This window comes from Blastopirellula sp. J2-11 (assembly GCF_024584705.1).
Taxonomy (GTDB): Bacteria; Planctomycetota; Planctomycetia; order Pirellulales; family Pirellulaceae; genus Blastopirellula.
Map to the genome: position 1 here is coordinate 1,697,741 of NZ_CP097384.1, position 20,198 is coordinate 1,717,938.

Sequence of the window (20,198 nt, forward strand, 5' to 3'; positions counted from 1 at the left end):
CAAAGTTCGTTAAACCATCGATAAGACATGAAGCACCCGATCGTTACGCAAGTAGAACGCATTCGGAACCGCGCCGTACGGCTCGTTCGTTGGCGTGCGCTCTTCTGGTGCGTTGCGGCGCTGCTGGGCGTCCTTGGCGGCGTCGCGCTGCTTGACTATCTGGTCCATAGTGAAGAGCCGGGCACGCGCTATTTCTTTTCGATCGCCGCTTGGGTCAGTTGCCTGGCGGTGGCGATTTATTTTTTGCGAACCGCTTGGAGTTGGCGACCCGATTTGTTGGCGACAGCGCGGCGGATCGAAGCGTTCTTTCCTCAGTTTCGTGAGCGACTTTCGAGCTCGCTTGAGTTTCTCGAAAGCGGAACCGCAACCGGTTCGTTGGCGCTGCAGCGGAATGTGATCGCTGAAACCGAAGCGGAACTGCAAAGTTATGATCTCGACGCAGCGATCAACCGCGACCTCTACAAAAAAGGGGCGCTCGTCGCGATCGCGGCGATCGCCATCGCGTCCATTCTGGCGGTCGCGGCGCCTCGCTATGCTCGGATCGCGATGACTCGCTTGGCGGCGCCTTGGGGCGACGCGCAATGGCCGCGCGTCAATCAGTTGCAGTTCGTCCATCCGCCCAACACGGTTGCGGTGGGAGAAAGCGTTACGTTGGAGGTGATCGACGGCGGTGGAGAATTGCCAGAGGGAGTGACTTTGCAAGTCGATCGAGGGGATCGAATCGAGTCGTTGCCGATGGAATTTGATTTCGCCAAATCGCTGATGAAACGAACGTTGTCGAACGTCACTTCCGATCTGCGTTATCGCGCCTATGGAGGCGATGACGAAGCGATGCAATGGCGAACCCTCAAAGCAGTCAATCCTCCGCAGATCGTCGACATTCAAGTCACGGTCGCACCGCCTGAGTACGCCGAGTGGGAGAGCGTCGCGTCGCCGCGCGTGATCTTGGCGCTGCAAGGATCGCAAATTCATCTTCAAGGGCGCGTCGATCAACCGATCGAAAAAGCGCGACTCTACTTTGAAAGCTCCGTTGGTCGACGCACGATTCCGCTGGCGGTAGGCGGGGATCATCTGTCGTTGGCGAGTGATCCCGCCGAACCTTTCGAGCTGACCGCGTCCGGCGTTTATTGGCTGGAAGTCGAAACCGCCAGCGGATTGGTTCGGACCGAAAGAGATCGATTTCAAGCGCGGGCCGTGCCAGACAAGCCGCCAGAGTTGGTATGGCGAAGACCCGCAGAAAACATCTTTGTGACGCCGACCGCTACGATCGACATTGCCGCCGAAGTCTCTGATGATCTGGGGCTCCAGCGGGTGCTGTTGCGATTTATGAATTTGCGTGCGACCGACGCTGGCGCAGCCGAAATTCCAATGTGGCAGGCGCCTGAGGATGCGCCGCGAGCGGCATCGCTCGAGTCAATCAGCGCCAATCCCTTGCCGCCTGTATTGCTGCAGCATGATTGGCCGTTGGCTCAACTGGAAGGACTTCAGCCGGGCGATGTTCTGGAAGCGACGCTGGTCGCCTACGATCGGAAACCGCAAGAAGGCGTGAGCCTGCCGCGTCGCATTTCGATCGTCACGCCGGAACAGATGGAAGAACGCATCGTCGCGATGCAGCGTCGGTTGATCACGCAACTGGGCGAAGCGACTCAGGCGCAAGCGGAAGCGCGCAGCGAAACGTCGGCGGTCGAAATCGCCGCCGCCGAAGGGAAACCGCTGGGCCCGCAAGATCGCTCGCGTCTGCAAAACGCCGAGTTGCGTCAGCGGCGCGTCCGTCGCGAAATCTCGGATCCCAAGTCGGGCGTCACCGCCCAGATCGAGAAGATCGAGCGAGAAATCGAGCAAAACGGAATCGACGACACCGATACCCAGCAACAACTCGCGGCGCTCAAAGAGCGAACCGAACAATTGGCCGGCCGAGAATTGGCGAGTATCGAAAATACGCTGGGAGAAGCGAAACGAGACATCGAACTGAAAGAGAACTCCTCGCCAGCAGAACGTGCCGCCCAAGCAGCCGAGATGCGCAGCAAGCTATCGGAAACGGTGGAGAAACAGCGTGACGCCGAGCGCCAGCTAGAAGAGATGATCGCCGGGCTCTCGCAATGGGACACCTACCGACGCTTCGCACTCGACTTGCGGGGGCTGCGTGAACGTCAACAAGACTTACAAGAGCGAACGCAAGCCGAACAAGCGGCGACGATTGGCAAAACGCCCGAGTCGCTGGATCCGGCTGAACGTTCCGAGCGAAAAAGGTTGGCGACCGACCAAGCCGACCTGGCGAATCAGTTGGATCGAATTCAATCGCGCATGCGGGAGATGGAGCAGCAGCTCGCTGCTAGTGAACCCGCGGCGGCCGAAACGTTAAAAGACGCGATCCAACAGCAGCGGCAAGAAGCGATTTCGCAAAAAATGCGCTCCGCAGGCGCCCAGCTGGCGCAAAATCAACTCGGCGAAGCTGCGACCTCCCAATCGGAAGTCGATCAACAATTGGGCGAGATGCTCGACATCTTGAATAATCGGCGCGAAAACCGCTTAAAGCAACTCTCGGAAAAATTGAAAGAGGCGGAACAAGAGCTGCGAGAATTGACGACCAAGCAAAAAGGGCTAGAAGACAAACTGAAGCAAGCGGCCAAGAACCCTGACGCTGGACAACGTGGCCGACAACTGGAGAAGCTGGCGGCGGAAGCCGCGAACCTGCAAGCCGAAGCGGAACGACTCGCGCGGAAGCTTGAGCGACTGCGAGCCGAGAAAGCGGCCGACTCGGTGCGAGATGCGGCGCAAAAGCTGCAAAAAGCGGCGGAGCAAGCGAACAATGACGATGCTGCCGCCGCGCTGGAAGAGCAGGATCAGGCGCAACGCGATCTCGAACAAGCGCAGCAAGAGTTAGCCGACAAACAAAAGCAAGTCGAGAAAGACCTCGCAGAAGAACAATCGCAACGTTTACGACAGTCGATCGAGTCGATGGTGACCCAGCAGAAAACGGTGGTCCGCGAGATCGAACGGCTCCGCGAAATCGTTGGCGAGCGCACTCTGACCGAAGCCCAAATCCAATCGATCCGGTTGGTCTCGCAGTTGCAAAAAGGGTTGATGGGAGAAACCGCAGATTTTGCGCGTTCGATTTCTAAAGCGGCGGTATTCCATCTGTCGTTGACGACGGCGGCTGATTTGATGCGGGAAACGGCTCGCGGTTTGGATGCTCGCGATTTGTCCGACGCGACGCAGCGAACCGCGGATCAATCTGCGATGCGGCTCGAACAATTGCTTGCGGCGCTCGACGAAAGCGATGCGGAAGGGAAACAGCCGCAAGAAGGGGATCAGGGGCAACAACCGGGCCAACAGCAAGGCGAGCAACCAGGGGGCAACCAAGATGGGATTAGTCAGATCGCCCAACTCAAGCTGTTAAAACTGATGCAGCAAGGGCTGAACGACCTGACCACGCAGGCGGCCGCTCGGTTGCAAAAAGAATCTCCCCCCTCTGTCGAACTGGAAATAGAATTGGCTCGCTTGGCGAAAGAGCAAGGCGAACTGGCTGAATTGGCGTTAGAATTAACAGAGCCTGCCAAGGAAGATATCTTTCAGATCGACGATGTAGAGAAAGAGTCGGCTGGCGAACCCGCGATCGATCCGAACGCCGAGGTAGAGAAACAGTGATCCGAATCTTCACGATACTCACCGCTTGCACGCTTTTCGCCATCGCTATGCCGCTGGTCGCGGATGATGCGACGGATCAAGCGACCCTCGATCAACAGTTGTTGGAAGGACTCGGCGAAGATTTGTTCGACGGTCTGGAAATTCCCGACGCGCTGCCGCCAAAGTCAGGTGACCCTGCTATCACCGGCGAAAAAGATACGACCAGACCCACCGAAGGAGGATCTGTGCCCGATGTTGTGGGCCAACCTGATGGCGAAGATCTGGGCTTAGGCCCCGAGAATCCGCTCGTCAACATCGGGCGACAGATGCAAACGGTGCAAGATCGCATTGGGCAAGGTCAGGCCGAAGACAATACGCTCGCGTTGCAGCGTTCGATCATCGAGCAGTTGAACGATTTGATCGATCAAGCCAACCAGCAGCAACAGCAGCAGCAAAGCCAACAACAAAATCAGCAACAGCAACAGCAACAAAACCAACAACAGCAGCAGTCGCAACAGCAAGGTCAGCAGCAGCCGCAAAATGGGGGTTCGCAACCGCAGCCGCAAGAGGGCGAAGGCGAAGAGCAGATGTCGCAGCAGCAGCGTGAAAATGAGCAAGCCAACGACAGTAGCGACCAGGTGCAAGATCGTGAATACCAACTGTTGCCGCTCGAAGCGCGCGGCGCGTTGATCAAAGAAGTCTGGGGACAATTGCCTGAACGCGTTCGACAACAATTGCAGAATGCGTCGGTCGAGAAATTCCTGCCAAAATACGAACGCCTGACGGAAGAATATTTCCGTCGTCTGGCGGAACAGGAGCAAGAAGGTCGATGAGCCGCAGCTTCTCGAACCGCCATTTGGCCGTCGATCCTAGGGAGAGGTCATGACGAGATCCAGCCGACGACAGTTTCTAACAGCGCTGGCCGCCGCGCCGCTCGCGGTAAGTGCGCGGCGTTGTCTTGCGCAGGTCGAGCCGGAGTTGTCGCGCTCGGCGGAGATGGTCACGCCGGAAGCCCGCGCCGCGATTGACGCTGGTTTGCGTTATCTAGCCGATCGCCAGATCAAAGATGGTCGTGCTCGCGGCGCCTATGGATTTGACGGATATCGAGCCAACACGGCGGTTGTCGCGTTGTCGGGGATGGCCTTTATGTCGCATGGCAGTTCGCCGGGACGGGGGCCGTACGGACAAAATATTGACTACTGCATCGAGTACATTCTCGCGAATTCGCAAGAGGGCGGCTTTATTGCGATCCCCGGCGCTGCGACGCATGGTCCGATGTATGGTCATGGTTTCGCGACGCTGTTTTTGGCCGAAGTTTACGGCATGTCGTCCGACTCGACGGTGCGCGAGAAGCTGGTCGATGCGATCAAGTTGATCGTCGATACGCAAAACATCGAAGGCGGCTGGCGGTATGAACCGGTCCGGCAGGACGCCGACATCTCGGTCACCGTTTGTCAGATGATGGCCCTGCGCGCCGCTCGCAACGCAGGCATTTATGTGCCGAATGAAACGGTCGATCGTTGCGTCGACTATGTGAAACGGAGTCAAAATCCGGACGGCGGATTCATGTACATGCTGCAAAGCGGGGGGCCTAGCGCGTTTCCCCGGTCGGCCGCCGGAGTCGTCGCGATGAACAGCGCCGGCATCTATTCGGGGGAAGAAGTCGATCGCGGCATGCAGTATTTGGTGGAAAATCTCCAGAACCCGCGTGAGATCCGCAGCAACAGCCACTTCTTCTACGGGCAATATTACGCTTCCCAGGCGTTTTGGCATGCAGGCGACGCGCTGTGGCGCCAGTACTACCCCGTCGTGCGCGAGTATCTGCTCAGTCGGCAGACCGCTGGCGGATATTGGCCTGACTTTATTTGTCCTGAATATGGGACGGCGATGGCCTGCATCGTGCTGCAAATGCCCAACAACTATTTGCCGATCTTCCAGCGATAGGCGCTCATGTCTCGTCTCTGTCTACCTTTTTTTACGGTCATCCTGGCCGCCGCTCCGCAGTTGGTCTTGGCCCAACGGACGCTGCTTGAGCTTGGGCAAGTTCGCCGTGACGCTCAACTTACTGCGATCGATGGAGACCAGTGGATTTTCGCGATCGACGGCGAAAAGGAGACGATCGCTAGTTCGAAAATCATCTGCTTTGGGGCGCCGGCGGCCGTTGTGAAAACGCCGCTGATCGTGCTGCATGGCGGAGGGCGAATCGTGCTGCAAGATATCGCGCTAGCACGACGCGAACTGGTCGGGTTTCCGACCAAAGCATTTGACGAGGTGAAGCTGCCGCTGCGGCTCATTCGCGGCATCGCTTTTCGGCTGCCGCTGGACGAAGTAAAACGGCAATCCTTGTTTGATCGTATCAACAACTATACAGGCATCGATGATCAGTTGCTGCTCGAAAACGGCGATGTGATCTCGGGTCTCGTCGCGTCGGTCAAATCGGAATCGATTCAGCTAGAAACGTCGACCGATTCGTTAGCGGTCGATCGGACGCGGGTTGCGGCGATCTTGTTTGCTCCGAATCTGACGCCCAACTCGGGAGTGTCCATGGATAGCTGGATCGGAATGAGCGACGGCTCGTTGCTGCCGGTTCGCAAGCTGGCGCTCTCCGCGAAAAGCATGTCGGCTGAAGTGGCCCGCGATGTCGTCCTGCAATCGATTCCCGGGGCCCGCTTGCAGCGAGATTTGGTTTACGCCGCTCCGATCTCGAAGCAGGTGATGTATCTCTCGGATATGCCGCAGCTTCAAGACAAGCAGATTTCGTTTCTGACGACGCAGTGGAGTTTCCAACGCGACCGAAACGTCATGGGGGGGGAACTGGCTGTAGAGGGAGTCGTCTATCGCAAAGGGCTGGGCGTGCATAGCACATCGCGGTTGGCGGCTCCGGTTCCGCAAGGATTTCAGCGATTTGCGGCCGAGATCGCCGTCGATGGAACAGCGGGAGACGAAGGGAGCGTTCGCTTTCGCGTCTATCTGGCCGGCGCCGACGGCGCTTGGAAATCGGCCTATCAAAGCGAGATCATCCGCGGCGGCATGCCGCCAGAGCCGATCGACGTACCGCTAGATGGCGCGACCGCAATCGCATTGATGGTTGATTTTGCGGATCGTGGCGATGTAAAAGATCGGGCCGATTGGCTATCGGCCCGCTTTGAGAAATAGGGGAGTCTGTTCAGCGCTTGTTGGCGGGGATCAGAAAACTCATGTGATGCTGGCAGTGCCAGAGATGGAACTTGCGCCATTCCTCTGTGGTTAACTTGCCAAAGATCGGCGACTCGACGAACTCGACGTTCTCGTCACTGATCCTGGCGATGGCTTGCTCTAGTTCGGCCAAGCGGATTTCATCGTCGGCGTTTGCGGATGGAAGGGTTGATTTGGGCGCGCTGGCCTTCATTTTGATGACGCCCCCCTTCAAGATTGTCGGCAGCACCAACATGCGGATCAACGGCTTCGCGATCGGCATCCAGAAGGGCGCCGGATCTTTGAATCCGTCGATCGATTGATCCATGCCGGCGGCGAGATGCTGGCAGATTTGTCCCAGATTCCATTGGCCGACATGGTGATAACCAACCACGGTCAGCCGGCGACATTCGTCAATCACATCCGTCAAGTTCTCAAAGACTACCTCGCGACGTTTCGTCGTCCCGACGTCGTCGCTTCCGCTGTTTCTCACAATCATGCTCCCCATCCTTTTCTTAAGGATCCGCGCGCGATCATTTAGTGCATAAAAACCAAAAAAAAGGCCGATGTCGCACTGCTGCGACATCGGCCTCTTCTCGAATCTCGTATTGTAGATCTACTTAGCGAGTTCCGGTTCGCTAAGAGATTATTTCATCTTCTTGTGGGGTGTTCGTGTCAGGGCGTTGACCCCGCAGCACGCTATTCCCCTCAAACAACTTTTGCTCATCAATGGGGGTGGGATTCAGCCAGTCCGCCTCGTTGAATTGTCCGCTTTGATTATAGGCGTCAATAGCGTTCTTATAACAAGTTAACTGAACATCTTGCTCGGCGATACCCTGACTAAGCATCAAATTCGCGGTTTTAGTCACAGCGAGAGGGTCCGATATGCCCCAGTCGGCGGATGAATCGACAATGATTCGATCCGAACCGTATTGTTTGACGATTTCGACCATCCGTTGGTTCCCCATCTTCGTTTTCGGATAGATGGTGAACGCCGCCCAATAGCCGCGATCGAGGACCTCTTTGGCGGTTTCTTCATTGTTATGGTCGATTACAACCATATGCGGCGCGACTCCATGCTCTTCGATAATATCCATACTACGATAGGTCCCCCGCTTTTTATTGCGGTGGGGCGTATGAATCATCACCGGCAACTCCAGTTCTTTCGCCAGGTCCAATTGAACGCGAAGCGCTCGTTCTTCGGCGGCGGTCATATCGTCAAAGCCGATTTCGCCCACTGCGACCACGTTTTCTTTGGCGAGAAATAACGGCAGCATGTCGAGCACTTCTTCGGCCAGCCGCTCGTTGTTCGCTTCTTTGGCGTTCAAGCCGATCGTGCAATAGTGTTTGATCCCAAACTGCGCGGCCCGAAAACGCTCGAACCCGACCAGGCTCGAAAAGTAGTCATGGTAAGAGCCGGCGTTGCTCCGCGGCTGACCAAGCCAAAACGCAGGCTCAATCACGGCGACGATGCCGGCTTCGGCCATTCGCTCGTAGTCATCAGTCGTACGCGACGAGCAGTGAATGTGGGGGTCGATGTACATGCTGTTCCCTTTTGATTAGTTCGCGTACGCGGCGGCGCAAACGCCGCTCCAGGTGAGCTTGCCTTGATCCAATTGCGACGCGAGTTGCGGTTTGGTTCGCAAGATTTCATCGGCTTCATCGGTGGCGCTGGCGGCAAGCGCAAGTGCGATCGCTGCTTGCTCCACTTCGGTCCCTGCGGCGAAGAGCGCCGCCATATCCTCTAGCGCCGTTGCATCGGCGAAAGGACCAACCATCCGCCATAGCTCTGGCGGAATCGGGCGAGCGGCGGCGCGACGCTCGTGAGCGTAGTCAATCAGCATTTCGGCCAGCGCTGGATTCACGCGGCGATCGATGCCGATCATCGGATCCAACTCGGCGCCGATGAACAACGCTTTCAAAACCATTTGATTCCAGGCCGCCTCCGAGAAATTCTCTTCCGGAAACGGATTATGGTGGGCGATCGCCGCAAAGATAAACTTGACGTTGGTTCGTAGCCCGTCGATCGCGCGGGGAACCAACAGTTCGGGATGCGGCAAGAGCGGCAGCGCCTGAAACAGCGCGACCGATTCGTTCAACTCGGCCGCATTGAACAGTTTTTCCAATCGCGCAAAGTAGGGCGCCGGATCTTCGCTGGGGATCGATAGCAGCAGCAAGGTTCTCGCCGCTTGACCCACGCTCCAGCGAGACGGATCCCAGCCGCTGCGCGCCTCTTGGGCCAAATCCAATTGCAAGGCCGAGGGCTCTAATGGTTGCTTGCCAACTTTTCGGGGCGCAAAGCCAAACGCCAGATAAAGCGCTGATTCATCGCCTGACTCGACGGCGGCGATCTGATGATCCAGCCATGCCAGGGGAGCGTCGGCGACGATCGGCTCTAGCCAACCGCGCAGCAGTTTGGCTGGGGTAGGGGGCGTTTTGTCTCGATTTTCGAAAAGCAAGGGAATTTGCCTTTAACAGCCGTTTATTGCTAACTAGTTTAGCCTAAGTCTTCGGCTCGACCGCTGCAAGAACGTGAGCCCCGTTTCGCCGCCGCGGTGAGCGGCTAACTGAGCAGCCGGGCCGCCTCTTTCGCGAAATACGTCAGTACTCCATCGGCGCCGGCCCGTTTGAAAGCCAGCAGACTTTCCAGCATGGTCTTGTCGCGATCGAGCCAACCGTTGGCCGCAGCGGCCGTCAGCATCGCGTATTCGCCGCTGACTTGATAGGCGAAGGTTGGCGCGCCGAATTCTTGCTTGATGCGATGCACGATATCAAGATACGGCATCCCCGGTTTGACCATCACCATGTCGGCCCCCTCGGCCAGGTCGAGCGCCACTTCGCGGATCGCTTCGTCGGTATTGGCCGGGTCCATTTGGTAGGTCTTCTTGTCGCCGCCGGCCAGATTGCCAGACGAGCCGACCGCTTCGCGAAAGGGGCCATAAAACGCCGATGCGTACTTGGCGGCGTAGGCCATGATCTGGACGTTCTCGTAGCTGGCTTCGTCCAACGCGCGTCGGATGGCGCCGATTCGACCATCCATCATGTCGCTGGGAGCAATAATGTCGCAGCCGGCCTTGGCCTGAACGACCGCCTGCTTGCAGAGCAGCTCGACCGTCTCGTCATTGACCACGTACCCATCGCGGACTAGCCCGTCGTGACCATGGCTTGAATAGGGATCGAGCGCCACATCACACAGGACGCCGATCCCCGGATGGGCCTGTTTGATCGCTCGAACCGCCTGGCAGACCAAATTGTCTGGGTTGATCGCTTCTTCGGCTTCGGCCGTTTTCAGCTCACTAGGAGTCGCCGGAAAGATCGCGATTACGGGTATTCCCAGGGCGACAGCCTGGCCGACCTCTTCGACCAGCAGATCGATCGACAGGCGATCGACGCCGGGAAGGGACGTAATCGGCGTTCTGAGCCCCTTTCCGGGCTGAATAAACAGGGGCCAAATCAGATCGTTGACGGTCAGTTGGTTCTCACGAACCAGTCGTCGGGACCATTCGTTGCGGCGATTTCGGCGGAGGCGGGTCTCGGGAAAGCGTGCAAAAGGGCTCGTCATGGGGTGATCACCACTTTTCTGATCGACCGGTGGAGTACAATGGCAGGAGATGGAGCAGCGCCTGATAGGCGCCGCGCCACGGTTAATTGTAACAGCCAGAATTGGCGAATCTTGGTGAATTGGGGAACCAGTCGGCACGCCGGCGAAAAAATCGCTAAAATAGGCCCTGGATTTGATTTAGCTCTCCATGCAACTTCTCGCGGCATGCTGCATCTAACCTATTGAACCGGTTATTGCGCTCCGCAAATCTGCGGTTAGGTTATGGCCAGAGATCGAGGATCATTCTGCGCACCCCTAACCCGTTGGTGTTACGCCCCTGCGATTTGAGAAATCTATGTCGACTGATCTCCCTTCGTCCAATACGTCTTCCGCCAACTTGGTGGATGCGCCAGCGGCCAGGCCTTTCTCCTTGGATACGCGCACAAGCATGTTGCCCGATGTCGCCGCCGACGCGGCGCCGATTGTACAAGGCAAGCTAAATCGCGTGGGGATGTCCGGCATTGAAGTTGCGATTCGCCTGCGTGACGCCAACGGCGACGTGATTCGGACGCCGGCTCGCGTTGACGCCTATGTCAGTCTGGACGATCCCGAGGTTAAAGGGATCCATATGTCCCGGCTTTACCTCTGCCTTCAAGATTCGCTCGACGACGAGTTTGGCCGCGCACAGATCGAAACGATCTTGCAACGGTTCCTGGAGACGCATAGCGACATCAGCGCGACCAGCTACCTCCGATTTAGCTACGAGCTCATGGTGCGCCGGGAATCGCTACTGAGCGACCATTCGGCTTGGCGCAGCTATCCGGTCGAGATCGAAGCCTGGTCTAGCGGCGGCAAAGTGACGTATCGCGTGCATGTTCGGCTCACTTATTCCAGCGCCTGTCCCTGTTCGGCGGCGCTGGCGCGTCAACTGTTGCAGCAGCAGTTTGAAGAGCAGTTCTTTGGACATCACTGGCTGTCGACCGCGTCAGTCTTGAACTGGCTCGGCTCGAATGAAACCCTGATGGCGGTGCCGCACAGCCAGCGCAGCCATGCCGATATTACGATCGAACTTGATGGTCAACGCGACGATCTGCCGATCGACGAACTGATTAACTGCACCGAAGGGGCGCTCAACACCGCGGTTCAGGCCGCCGTCAAGCGAACCGACGAACAAGAGTTCGCGCGGTTGAACGGCGAGAACCTGATGTTCTGCGAAGACGCCGCACGACGTTTGAAAAACGCCGTCGATTCGATGCAAGGGATCATCGACTATCGCATCCAGGCGAGCCACTTCGAGAGTCTCCATCCGCACGACGCTGTCGCGATCGTCACCAAGGGAGTTCCCGGCGGATTGACCGCCTAGTCGATCCGCTTCTGTTCCTCTGTTTGTCGTCCCCCCAAAGATTGCGAAGAGCGTATGACGTCCGAAGCATCCCCAGACATCACCTTGCGATCGGCCCAGGCCGATGTGGACGAGTGGATTCGGACGATCGGCGTGCGCTACTTTTCAGAACTGACAAACTTGGCGCAACTGGTCGAAGAGGTGGGTGAGCTGTCGCGAATCATGTCGCGAACCTACGGCGAGCAAAGCTTCAAAGAAGGGGATCGTCGCGGTGAGCTTGCGGATGAATTGGCCGACGTCCTGTTTGTGCTGATCTGCATCGCCAATCAAACCGGGGTCGATTTGACCGCCGCGCTCGAAAAGAACCTGGCCAAAAAGACGGGCCGCGACTCGGAGCGTCACATCAATAATCCGAAGTTGCGTTGAAATGGCTTTTGCTCGTAAACAAAATCGCCTGCGGCAGATTGTCGGCGCCGCGATCGTGATTTTTGTCACGGTTTTGATTGCGTGGCCGGTGATCGAATTTTTGGTTCGAAGTTCGGCCCCCAATCGTCCCAGCGAAGCGCTGGACCGACTCGAGCGGCTGGCGATGCTGCGCGATTGGATGATGGGGCTGTTTGGCTTTGGCTGGTTTTTCAGCGTTGGCGCCGTGATCGGCAGCTTTTTGAATGTGGTCGTTTGGCGTTTGCCTCGCGGAAAATCGGTTGTCGACAAACCATCCAGCTGCCCATTCTGCTGTACGAAGATTCGCGCTCTGGATAATGTGCCGGTGCTCGGTTGGATCAATCTGGGAGGAAAGTGTCGCGCCTGTCGGCTGCCGATTTCTTCTCGCTATCCCTTGGTCGAAACGACGATGGGTTTGATCTTTGTTGTGCTGCTGATTGCCGAACTTTTGTCAGGCGGCGGCAATTTGCCCGGCGGAGCAATCACCAGCGGACGCGGTTTCGCCGGAGTCGTGTTTGAGACGCGCTGGCCGATCATTCGCCTTTACGCTTACCACGCAGCTTTCTTTTGCTGGCTGTTGCCGTGGGCGTTGATCGCGTGGGATCGTCAGCGGATTCCCCGCTCGACAATCCTGGTGTCGGCGCTGGTCGGTTTCGGAGCTGCGCTGATTTGGCCAGGCCTTCACCCGCTCGCCGCTTTGGATTCGATTGCTTCGTCGCGCTTGGTCGAACTGTTGACCGCGCTGATCGGCACGATGGTGGGGCTAATGCTGGGGCTGGCGGTGCGGTATTGGGAAAATCGGGCCGAGGATGACTTGTCTCGCGGCTGGGCGCTGCCGACGATGCTGAGCATGACCGGCCTGTTTCTCGGCTGGCAAGCGGTGGTGACGATCGCGGCTTTGATTTTGCCGCTGTATGGAGCAGCCAGTTACTTCGCAGCGCGACAAGGGAATTTTGTCCGCCGCGGTTTTTTCGAACTTCTGATGACCGCGGTCACGCTCGGCTATATCTGCTTGTGGGGATTTTGGAGCGAGCAAGTTTGGTTGCCAGGCGAAGCCTGGTCGGTTGCCGGCTTGTGCGTGGTTGTTCCACTGTTGCTGCTTGGTTGGGTGTTGTTGGCGATCGCCAAGCGCCCCCAAGACGCTGATCGGCGTCGATTTCAAAATCAAGAAGCGGTTTCGCCTCCGCGAACCGAACCGGTAGAATTCATTTTGTAAGCATTGAGTTTTGAGGGAGATGGAAAGATGAGCCTGGTTATTATGCGGCGCATCAAGTTTTGCGCGGGTCACCGCTTGTACAAGCATGGCGGCAAGTGCGAGTTCTTTCATGGGCACAACTACGTCGCCGACTTTTACGTCACCGCCGACGAAGTCGACACGGTCGGTCGCGTGATTGATTTCGCCGACCTGAAGGCGAAGTTCAAAGGTTGGCTGGACGAGCATTGGGATCATGGATTTTTGCTGAGCGATCAAGATGACAACGGCATCAGCGCGATTAAGCAAGTTGTCCCTTGCAAGTATTTCGTGATGCCCTACAACCCGACCGCCGAAAACATGGCGCGCTATCTGCTGGACTATGTATGTCCAGAGTTGCTCGATCAATCGAACGTTCGCCCAGTGAAGGTCGTCATCTGGGAAACGGAAGATGCGTTCGCCGAAGCGCGCGTCAGCGGCGATGTCGGCGAGACGGCGTCGGCTTCGCTCAGTTCGGTCACCGTCGACTAAAGCCCGATAGGTCGTCAGCATGAACGCACAGCCGCCAGCCAAGATCGGCGTCGTCACGATTTCGGATCGCGCCAGTCGCGGTGAGTACGAGGATCGTGGCGGCCCGGCGATTCAGGCCTACCTTAGCGAGATCCTGACGTCAGACTGGATCGCGGCGCCACGCGTGATTCCGGATGATCGCGCTGGGATCGAGCAAACGTTGCGGCAACTTTGCGATGAAGAGCATTGCTGCCTGGTGATTACGACCGGCGGTACTGGTCCAGCGCTGCGGGATGTCACGCCGGAAGCGACCGAAGCGATTTGCGACAAAATGATGCCCGGCTTTGGCGAACTGATGCGGAAGGTCTCTTTGGAAAAAGTGCCGACGGCGATTCTCTCTCGTCAGACGGCCGGAATTCGCGGGCAATCGCTACTCCTCAATTTACCGGGGCAGCCGAAGGCGATCGCCGAGTGTCTGGATGCGGTATTTCCGGCGATTCCTTACTGTATAGATCTATTAGCAGGCCCTTATCTCACGACAGATCCCACTCGTGTTCTGGCATTTCGGCCTGCGAAGAAGGGGTGATCGTGCGTTTTCGTCAAAATCGGCGTTACTAGAACGACGCCGCTATTTTGGTGGATGCGGCCATGCGCAACTTGCCTCTCGGTACTAGACGCGTCCTAGACTAGCGCAGCGACGTCACTGGCGTTGCTGCGGAAAAGAAGCGATACGTGCGAGCGGCAATTGCTGGCAAACGATCGCTTCGGGGCAGTTTCTGCATGGGGGCATGCGCAGTGGAAGACGCAAAATTCGAGAACAAGATCAATCGCCGCGTTTTGGTGATCGACGACAACCAAGCGATTCATGACGACTTTCGTCGCATTCTCGCTGCACAATCCAAACTGAACGTCGCCTCAAGCGACATCAAGGCGCTCTTGTTCGAAGATGAAGAGTTGCCGCCCGGCGAATTGAATTTCGGTTTTGAAATTGAGTCGGCCTTCCAGGGAGAGGAAGGGCTCGAGAAGGTTGCTGCGGCCGAGCGAAGCGGATTTCCGTTTGCGCTGGCTTTTGTCGACATGCGAATGCCGCCGGGTTGGGATGGCCTGGAAACCGTCAAACGGATCTGGCGAGACCATCCCGATCTGCAGGTCGTGATTTGCACGGCCTACTCGGATCATTCGTGGGAATCGTTGCTGCAGGAGTTGGGCGAAACCGACCAACTGGTGATCTTGAAAAAGCCGTTTGACGTGATCGAAGCGCGTCAGTTGGCGATTGCGTTGACGCGAAAATGGCAACTGACGCAGCAAGCCCGCATGCGAATGGATCAGCTCAACCAGTTGGTGGAGCAACGAACCGCCGATTTGATAACAGCGGCGTCCGAATTGAAATTGACGAACGAACAACTGGTGGAAGCGAGTCGCGCAGCGGAAGCGGCGAATCGCTCGAAGAGCGAGTTTCTGGCGAATATGAGCCATGAGATTCGCACGCCGATGACGGCGATCATCGGCTACGCCGAAGAACTGCGAGATATCGGTGAGATCGAACGAGCGCCGAAAGAACGAGTTTTCGCCCTCGACACCATCTTGCGCAACGGACACCACTTGCTGCAGGTCATCAACGACGTCTTGGATCTAAGCAAGATTGAGGCCGGCAAATTGGACGTATGCCTGCAGCCTGCCTCGCCGGTGCGGATCGTATCGGACGTTTTGGCGCTGATGCACTTGCGCGCGTCGCAAAAAGGGCTCCGACTAGAGAACGAGTTTTGCGGCCCGCTTCCCGAGACCATTGTGACCGATGTGACTCGGTTACGGCAAATCTTGATCAACTTGATCGGCAATGCAATCAAGTTTACCGACAAAGGCACGGTATCGCTCCGGACGAAATTGATCGACATCGGCGCCGACAATCCCCACTTGGAGTTCGAAGTGGTCGACTCTGGTATCGGCATGACGGAAGAAGAACTGCGAAGAGTCTTCGTACCGTTTGAACAGGCCAACAATTCGATGAGCCGTAAATATGGCGGCACCGGGCTTGGCCTGTCGATCTGCATTCGCCTGACCGAACTGTTGGGAGGATCGATGCGCTGCGAAAGCAGCTTGGGACATGGCAGCTTCTTCCACTTTACGATTGCGACCGGCAACTTGTCGAATGTCAAAATCAGTAACTGCGCTGACGATCTGAATTGGATTCCGGCGAGCGTCAGCAGCGTTCCACCGAAGGAGCTTGCTCTGAGCGGACGCATCTTGCTCGTGGAGGATGGACCCGATAATCAGCGTTTGCTTCGTTTGATCCTCGAGAAAGCAGGCGCCGAAGTAGCGATCGCCAACGACGGACGCGACGGCGTTGATATGACGCTGACGTCGCGCAATCAAGGAGTTCCGTTTGATCTGATCTTGATGGACATGCAAATGCCGATTATGGATGGATATCAAGCGACCCGTTTGCTGCGTAGGGAAGCGGTTCGGACGCCGATTATCGCACTGACGGCGCACGCGATGAGCGACGATCGACAGCGTTGCCTGGATGCTGGAGTCGATGACTACCTGACCAAGCCGATCGATCGCCGCCAATTGCTGGAAACGCTTGCCAACTATCTGCAGCCAACCGCCAAGGCCGTCGCAAAAATAGCGCAAACGTAGTCGTCATCGTAGGGTCCGTTGTGCGGACCAAGGATCGAGTGTGCGTCCCTTGGTCCGTACAGCGGACCCTACCCGAGAGTTGAAACTGGCGCCGACGAGCGGCGTTAGTCGAACGGATGAGCGCCGAGCGTCCCTTTTAAGGCGGTGAGATAGTCGGCCGATTCGGCGATTCCCAATTGAGCCGCGGCGTATTCTCGTCGAGCCGCCAGATCAAGTTCGCTCGCTGATTCGGCGTTACGCGAATCGGAGACAAACTTGTCGATCGCGCCCAAGTGACGCGTCCAGAGCGCCGTATCGCGCTGCTGTTTCGTCAACAGTCGCTTGCGATACCAATCGCTGGCCAGCAAATACTCTTTGGTGAACATCTGCCGAATCTCGGGATCGGCGGTCGTTTTCCCTTCGTACGAGCCTTCGGCCATGATCATCAGCAGCGCTCGCAGCGGAGGACACGCCTCTTCGGCCGAGCCATCCTGCAAATGACGCTCGGCGACGCGCTGTTGCGCTTCGACGATATGCTTGACGCCGTCCGCATACGAAACTGGATCTTGCGTTTCGGGGCGGAGAATCGAGTCATCGAACACCTTGAGCGGATTGTCGAAGACGCGACCAAAGAAGGTCCGCACAAACCGCCGCGTGATCCGATAGCCCAGTCGGCTGGCCAAGATCGTCTCGCCGTCATGCGTGAAGTCTTCGATCTTCTCTAGCATTCCGCCATCGATCAAGAACTTCGGATCACGTTCTTCTGGAGTCAAGCGGCACCAGATCTCTGGGATCAGCAAGCTAATGTCATGATCGACTCGAACATGGGGACCGATGTAGCCGGCCGCTGACGAATAGCCCGCCAAGCCGGTCAGGATGTAGCTGACCAAAGCGTTGTTCAGATCGGCGGCGGGGCGCAGCGCGTTGAACGGACCTTTGGTCAACGCGCCTTCGCTGCCGGCGCCGGTGGTCGAAGGACTTTTGCCGGTCAGCGAGCAGACGAAATCCATGAACAATTCCGGCAGTTCCTGATAATGGATCGGTCCATAGACCGCCAAGCTGCGAATTCCGGCCGCCGCATCGGGCGGATTGTTGCGTCGCCCGCACAAGACGGCGTTGACCGGAGTCGGCACCGGTTGATCGGCGGGGATTTTGCGATAAAGCCGCGTTCCCATTTCGCCGACATAGCGGAATATGGGGTTGGCCATATCGGGACGCGTCTGCAGGTAGCGAGGATTCTTGGTCGGCTGTCCGTCGATCAGTCGTGGAAACGCCGAGCAGACGGCGTACTCGCTAGGAAACTTTTCTTCTTCCAGGAAGCCGCGCAGGAAGTTTTGCATCGGCAAAGTGAACGAATCGAAGTCGGCGATTTGTTCGGCCATTTGGGCGACTTCTTCCCGCGTCAACGGTTGGAAGTTGGAGATGAAGTTCCCCGCCAGCGACAAGTCGTATTCCGTTTGCTTGTCGAGGCCGCGATGGACGGCGTCATCAGGACGCTGGAACAAGCGGTATTCGCAGTTGGTCAAAAACTTGTAGCTGTCGGCGGTCAGTTGAGGATCCAGATTGGTGATCGCACTGGCCGGAGCGACGACCGACGCGGTGATATCGTCTTCGGTCTGCACTTTATCGGCGGCGTAAAAATCTTGTCGCAGCTTGTAAGTGCGCCACTGTTGCGTTTCAGATAGGCCGACTCGCAGATAGGTGCCGACCAAGGTGCGATCGCGATATTTCAACTCATGCCCCGGCATGCCGTTGACGATGTCGACGCTGAAATTGGCGCGCCAGTTTTCATCCCAGTCCGGCTGCTGAAATCGCTTGATGATGAACAGCATCGAGTAGATGTGATTCGGGATCGATGCGAGCCATTCGTTGTATTTTTCGGTGTAATCGGTCGACGGCGTCAGCAACTTGATCACGCTTCCGAGCGAGCGTTCCGGCGACAAAACGGAGCGGCTTGGACGCGCGGCGTAGTCGGGCTTGATTTGCGAATCGCTGGCCCAACGATCGCTATAGTCGTGGTTGAAGACGTCGTCGATGATCGCCAGATCTTTATCGATATCGGCGACAAAGATGGGCCCATACAACATATAGTCAGCGGCCGATTTGCTGATTTCGCTTTTGCCGCCGCCGCTGACGGTGCACGGCTTGTGGCAGTTGACCCCTTCGGCCATCGTGCCGATCAAACGCCAGCTCGGCGCCGCGGGGTGCTTTTCCATACGGATTTTGTAGCCGGACGGAGCGATGTAGATCTTGCCTGGCAGCAGTGGAATCGAACATTCCTCGCCGCCGCGGGTCCATTTGATTTTTTGCTCCAGCATGGTCGCTCGAGCATCCTCAGGAATATAGAAGATGTCGGCGAAGTTTTTGTCGACGCCATAGCCTTCCGGCTGCATCTCGATCCACTCGCCATAGTCGTTGGCGACATCATCAATCGTGCGACCGTTGTAGCGTTGGCTATTAACGCGAAACTCTTCGCCCAAGTTCCAACTGGTGTAAGCGACCACGCCGCCGGCATGTTCTTCTTCGACGTTGCCGTAGAGATTCGCAGCGTAGCTCAACTGCGTTTTGACCTCTTTTTTGCAATAGCCGTAATAGTTGTCGGCGATCAATGTGACGATTACGCCGCGCTGGTCGCGACAAGTCGCTTTGAAAGGCTGACCGTTGTTGTATTTTTCGGTTTCGTCTTTCCAGCACATGCCGTCCTGACGCTGACGCGCGGTCGCATCATCAAAGTGGGGCAGACCCAGCTCCTGCTTGGTCACTCCTTCCAAATGCGGCGCTAGAATCACGCAGCCGGTATGTCCTGACCAATGTTCGGCGTCTAGAGCGGCGTCATTTTTCGGAATGAAAGGATCACCGGCGTTGCCGAAAATCGATTCGACGAAATCAAGATTGCTGACCAGTTGTCCCGGCGCATAGAAGCGAACTTCCATCGACTTCTCCGGCGTATAACCGGGGACTTCAGGACAAACAATCGGGCGCAGCAGCAACGAAACGAAGCTGTACGCTTTGTCTTCGTGATCGGACGTGTACGGCAGTTCTAAAAACTTGCGTGGCGGCGACATTGCGATCTGAAACATGCGCGCAAACGCAAGTTTCGGCACGGCCAACTTGTCGCCGGCGATCGGCAAACCTCCTTCGCAAACGTGGAAGGTTCCCTTGGTGGTGCGGCGATCATTGCGCGGATTATGCAGGACCCCGTTTTCGATTCGATACGACTCGACCAGTTCGCTCTCGAACTTGTTCCCTTGGACCGGCAGCGACAATTCACGAGCGACGCCGTGACGATCCAAGACGAACGAACGTCGCGGCAGTTGCAGCGGGCCGACGTCCGTGTCTGAGAAATAGTCGCCCAAAAACGTTTCGATGCGACAATCGATCGGCGACGGGACATCGCGCAGCAGACGAGATTTTTCGTGGTAATTCGCCAGCAGCCCTTTGACGAGATCAGCGAACTCCGTCTCTTTCTCATGCAGCGGAGGCGGCAACTCATTCGCAATCATCTGCAAGTTGATGTAGCGAATAAAACGACTCCGTTCGGCGCTGCGTTGCTTTTTGGTCTGTGGTGCGCCGAATCCAAGCTTTTCTTTTAGGTCCATCGTAGTTTTACACGCTGAGGACTATTTTTTAGTACAAGGTTGCGTATGCGATCTTAACCGTTCATGCGACCGTCCGTCTGCGCTTGCCTTCCCTTGGTGGGGGGTTATGGAAAAACCGGCCTCACAGGAGGCGGACAATGGCGAACCATC

At 57.0% G+C, this 20,198-nt stretch carries 15 protein-coding genes; 10 read left to right on the forward strand and 5 right to left on the reverse strand.

What is annotated here, in order from left to right; genetic code table 11:
* Positions 1-27: 27 nt before the first annotated feature.
* Genes M4951_RS07030 through M4951_RS07045 form a run of 4 tightly spaced genes read left to right on the forward strand, consistent with a single transcriptional unit; the run spans position 28 to position 6,783 of the window.
* Entirely contained in the window at positions 28-3,648 is a 3,621-nt protein-coding gene (locus tag M4951_RS07030) for a hypothetical protein (RefSeq protein WP_262025772.1), read from the forward strand.
* The gene (locus M4951_RS07035; protein WP_262025773.1) at positions 3,645-4,460 is read left to right on the forward strand and encodes a hypothetical protein; all 816 of its coding nucleotides are present in this window, start codon (positions 3,645-3,647) and stop codon (positions 4,458-4,460) included. Before M4951_RS07030 ends, M4951_RS07035 begins: the two co-directional genes overlap by 4 nt.
* Before the next feature lie 49 nt (positions 4,461-4,509).
* Entirely contained in the window at positions 4,510-5,571 is a 1,062-nt protein-coding gene (locus M4951_RS07040) for a prenyltransferase/squalene oxidase repeat-containing protein (protein WP_262025774.1), read from the forward strand.
* Positions 5,572-5,577: 6 nt separating this feature from the next.
* Positions 5,578-6,783 (forward strand): NPCBM/NEW2 domain-containing protein, encoded by a 1,206-nt coding sequence (locus M4951_RS07045; protein WP_262025775.1) that lies wholly within the window; start codon positions 5,578-5,580, stop codon positions 6,781-6,783.
* A gap of 10 nt (positions 6,784-6,793) precedes the next feature.
* Here the strand turns inward: M4951_RS07045 and M4951_RS07050 are convergent, their stop codons facing one another.
* The 4 genes from M4951_RS07050 to hemB form a co-directional block, all read right to left on the reverse strand.
* On the reverse strand, positions 6,794-7,300 hold the full coding sequence (locus tag M4951_RS07050) for a DUF1569 domain-containing protein (RefSeq protein ID WP_262025776.1): 507 nt from the start codon (positions 7,298-7,300) through the stop codon (positions 6,794-6,796).
* 139 nt (positions 7,301-7,439) lie between these two features.
* Positions 7,440-8,345: a TatD family hydrolase gene (locus M4951_RS07055; RefSeq protein ID WP_262025777.1), complete on the reverse strand. Its 906-nt coding sequence runs from the start codon at positions 8,343-8,345 to the stop codon at positions 7,440-7,442.
* Between the two features lie 15 nt (positions 8,346-8,360).
* Entirely contained in the window at positions 8,361-9,260 is a 900-nt protein-coding gene (locus M4951_RS07060) for an EboA domain-containing protein (protein WP_262025778.1), read from the reverse strand.
* Between the two features lie 104 nt (positions 9,261-9,364).
* Positions 9,365-10,363, reverse strand: coding sequence for a porphobilinogen synthase (gene hemB, locus M4951_RS07065; RefSeq protein ID WP_262025779.1), 999 nt, complete (start codon positions 10,361-10,363; stop codon positions 9,365-9,367).
* A gap of 334 nt (positions 10,364-10,697) precedes the next feature.
* On the opposite strand from hemB, the gene folE2 reads away from it, so the two are divergent.
* From folE2 to M4951_RS07095, 6 genes are all read left to right on the forward strand, one after another.
* Positions 10,698-11,705 (forward strand): GTP cyclohydrolase FolE2, encoded by a 1,008-nt coding sequence (gene folE2 / locus M4951_RS07070; RefSeq protein WP_262025780.1) that lies wholly within the window; start codon positions 10,698-10,700, stop codon positions 11,703-11,705.
* A 54-nt stretch (positions 11,706-11,759) separates the two neighbouring features.
* Entirely contained in the window at positions 11,760-12,110 is a 351-nt protein-coding gene (locus M4951_RS07075; RefSeq protein ID WP_262025781.1) for a nucleotide pyrophosphohydrolase, read from the forward strand.
* Between the two features lies 1 nt (position 12,111).
* On the forward strand, positions 12,112-13,344 hold the full coding sequence (locus tag M4951_RS07080; RefSeq protein WP_262025782.1) for a prepilin peptidase: 1,233 nt from the start codon (positions 12,112-12,114) through the stop codon (positions 13,342-13,344).
* 27 nt (positions 13,345-13,371) lie between these two features.
* Positions 13,372-13,851 carry a 6-pyruvoyl trahydropterin synthase family protein gene (locus tag M4951_RS07085; RefSeq protein WP_262025783.1) on the forward strand — a complete coding sequence of 160 codons (480 nt, stop codon included), beginning with the start codon at positions 13,372-13,374 and terminating at the stop codon, positions 13,849-13,851.
* Between the two features lie 19 nt (positions 13,852-13,870).
* Complete coding sequence (mog, locus tag M4951_RS07090) at positions 13,871-14,416, forward strand: molybdopterin adenylyltransferase (protein WP_262025784.1); 546 nt, start codon at positions 13,871-13,873, stop codon at positions 14,414-14,416.
* A 209-nt stretch (positions 14,417-14,625) separates the two neighbouring features.
* Positions 14,626-16,470, forward strand: coding sequence for a response regulator (locus tag M4951_RS07095; RefSeq protein WP_262025785.1), 1,845 nt, complete (start codon positions 14,626-14,628; stop codon positions 16,468-16,470).
* A gap of 104 nt (positions 16,471-16,574) precedes the next feature.
* Here M4951_RS07095 and M4951_RS07100 read toward each other — a convergent pair whose 3' ends face one another.
* Positions 16,575-20,048, reverse strand: a complete 3,474-nt coding sequence (locus tag M4951_RS07100) for a hypothetical protein (RefSeq protein ID WP_262025786.1) — start codon at positions 20,046-20,048, stop codon at positions 16,575-16,577.
* Between the last annotated feature and the right edge of the window lie 150 nt (positions 20,049-20,198).

Bases quoted from the DNA above. Each gene is read 5' to 3' on its own strand.
- M4951_RS07030 (WP_262025772.1), top strand. From the start codon at position 28: ATGAAGCACCCGATCGTTACGCAAGTAGAACGCATTCGGAACCGCGCC.
- M4951_RS07040 (WP_262025774.1), top strand. From the start codon at position 4,510: ATGACGAGATCCAGCCGACGACAGTTTCTAACAGCGCTGGCCGCCGCG.
- M4951_RS07045 (WP_262025775.1), top strand. From the start codon at position 5,578: ATGTCTCGTCTCTGTCTACCTTTTTTTACGGTCATCCTGGCCGCCGCT.
- M4951_RS07050 (WP_262025776.1), bottom strand. From the start codon at position 7,300: ATGATTGTGAGAAACAGCGGAAGCGACGACGTCGGGACGACGAAACGT.
- M4951_RS07055 (WP_262025777.1), bottom strand. From the start codon at position 8,345: ATGTACATCGACCCCCACATTCACTGCTCGTCGCGTACGACTGATGAC.
- hemB (WP_262025779.1), bottom strand. From the start codon at position 10,363: ATGACGAGCCCTTTTGCACGCTTTCCCGAGACCCGCCTCCGCCGAAAT.
- folE2 (WP_262025780.1), top strand. From the start codon at position 10,698: ATGTCGACTGATCTCCCTTCGTCCAATACGTCTTCCGCCAACTTGGTG.
- M4951_RS07075 (WP_262025781.1), top strand. From the start codon at position 11,760: ATGACGTCCGAAGCATCCCCAGACATCACCTTGCGATCGGCCCAGGCC.
- M4951_RS07080 (WP_262025782.1), top strand. From the start codon at position 12,112: ATGGCTTTTGCTCGTAAACAAAATCGCCTGCGGCAGATTGTCGGCGCC.
- M4951_RS07085 (WP_262025783.1), top strand. From the start codon at position 13,372: ATGAGCCTGGTTATTATGCGGCGCATCAAGTTTTGCGCGGGTCACCGC.
- mog (WP_262025784.1), top strand. From the start codon at position 13,871: ATGAACGCACAGCCGCCAGCCAAGATCGGCGTCGTCACGATTTCGGAT.
- M4951_RS07100 (WP_262025786.1), bottom strand. From the start codon at position 20,048: ATGGACCTAAAAGAAAAGCTTGGATTCGGCGCACCACAGACCAAAAAG.